We start from the raw sequence: 1,953 nt of genomic DNA on the forward strand, positions 1-1,953 counted from the left end.
TGGCGCTTTTGCGGGCGGAACGCTCCCCGTCGCCGCTGGCGAGACGCTCACGGTGATCGTTGGTGAGGCGGGAAAGGCCCACAGCACCGTGCCAACCTATGGCGGCGGCGGTGCCGGTGGCGATGATACGTCGGCTGGAAATCATGATGGAGCCAGTGGAGGTGGTCGTTCAGCCGTCCGTGATTCGGGAGGGGTAGAACTTATAACCGCTGCCGGTGGTGGTGGCTCGGCAGCGGCGACCGCCAGCAATTCAGGAACTGCATTTGTGCGCAGCATGGCTGGTGCAGGCGGTCAGGATGCCGCTTTCTCCTCCGGTTGCAGTGCCGGGGTCGCGGCCTTCGCAGGCACCGACACTGGCGGCGGGGCCGGTGGCGCGGGTGCCCGACCTGGGGTTGATGGCAGTCAGTTTCAGGGCGGCGCTGGCGGCAGCGCATTCATCAACAACACAGGCTCAGGCGGTGGTGGGGGCGGTGGCTTTTATGGCGGCGGTGGCGGTGCAGCGCAGTATCGGCCGGTTACCTGCTCTTCCGCACATCCGCTGAACGGACAGGAGGGCAGTGGCGCGGGCGGTTCAAGCCATTTGTCCAGCAGGGTAACAGGCGGCGTCATTGTAAACGGTGACTGGGAAGCAGCAGGCAATGCGAGCGACGCGCACTATCTCGCGGGCATCGGTGCTGGCGGCCGTCCTTATGGACATGGCGGGTCGGGCCAGGTGATCATTCAATGGCGCGAGCCTGGCTCTCTCGCGCTGGATAAAATCGCCACCCTGAACGACAGCGACGGAGACGCCCAGATCGATACGGGAGAGACCGTTTCCTACAGGTTTCTTGTCACAAACACAGGGCCGTTGGTGCTGAGCGATGTCACCGTTGTCGACGACCTTCTTGCGTCTGCAAACATAACACTGAGCCCGGCACCGCAGACCCTCGCCCCTGGGGCAAGTGCTACCTTCACGGCGGTCTATCAACCATCCCAGAGCGAAATTGATCGCGGGGTGGTCACCAATGTTGCTACCGCCACCGGCATTGATCCGTTCGGCGAGGAGGTGGAAAGTGCCGCGGATTCAGAGACTGTACCGCCGGATCAGACGCCGGAACTGGTGTTTGAAAAGACCGCCAGCCTGGATGATGTCAACGGCAACGGAGCGGTGGATGCGGGTGAGACGATTCGCTACCACTTCCTGGTCGTCAACACTGGTGGCGTAACACTGAGTGATGTTGCGGTTGACGATCCGATGCTTGCGGGTCAGGGCGTGGCGATCGCCCCCGGGCCGCAGATTCTTGTACCGGGTCAGAGCGTGAGCTTCACTGCGAGTTTTGCCGCCACGCAGACCGTGATCGACAATGGTGTCGTCGAGAATACCGCATCGGCGACCGCCCTGAAGCCCGGTGGACAACCCGTCAGGAGCGACAGTGACAGCGCTCGTGTGCCTAGCCCTGTCCCACGGCTTTCCCTGAGCAAAGCAGGAGAATATGTCGACGCGGACGGCGATGGTGCAACAAGCGCTGGCGATCAGCTGGTCTACCGCCTGACGGCGTTCAACAACGGCGGACGCACCATCACCGGTATCAGGCCGGAAGATCCCGGCCCCTTGTTCAACGGCCATGCCGGCGAGGGCGCCCTTTCTGCGTTCCAGCCGACCTCCACTCGCTTGACGCCGGGGGCGAGTGCTGAGTTTTCTGCCGTCTACACTCTCACCCAGAGGGATATAGACAACGGAGCAGGCATTCCCGGCGCCGTGATCAATGAAGCGCGCGTGAGGGGGGCGACCGGGGGAATGGGCGTTTCTTCGCCACTGGCACGTTCGGTGATGTCTCTCGCGGCTGTCCGCGCTTCCGGGATACAATTGTCCAAATCCGCGCAGCAGGCGCGGATCCGCCGGGGCGAGCAGGCGCATTTCGTCATTCGGCTTGTCAATGGTGCTGGGTCTGTGGCGGCGGGGCTGACGGTTTT

At 63.2% G+C, this 1,953-nt stretch carries 1 protein-coding gene; it reads left to right on the forward strand.

The features are described 5' to 3' along the window. Positions 1–274: 274 nt before the first annotated feature. Positions 275–1,953, forward strand: a 1,679-nt coding sequence (locus tag JCM21793_RS28515; RefSeq protein WP_441909655.1) for a CLIPPER-2 domain-containing protein, incomplete at its 3' end; no start/stop codon positions are given.

The sequence above is a fragment of the Nitratireductor aquibiodomus NL21 = JCM 21793 genome (assembly GCF_000615975.1).
Lineage (GTDB): Bacteria > Pseudomonadota > Alphaproteobacteria > Rhizobiales > Rhizobiaceae > Nitratireductor > Nitratireductor aquibiodomus.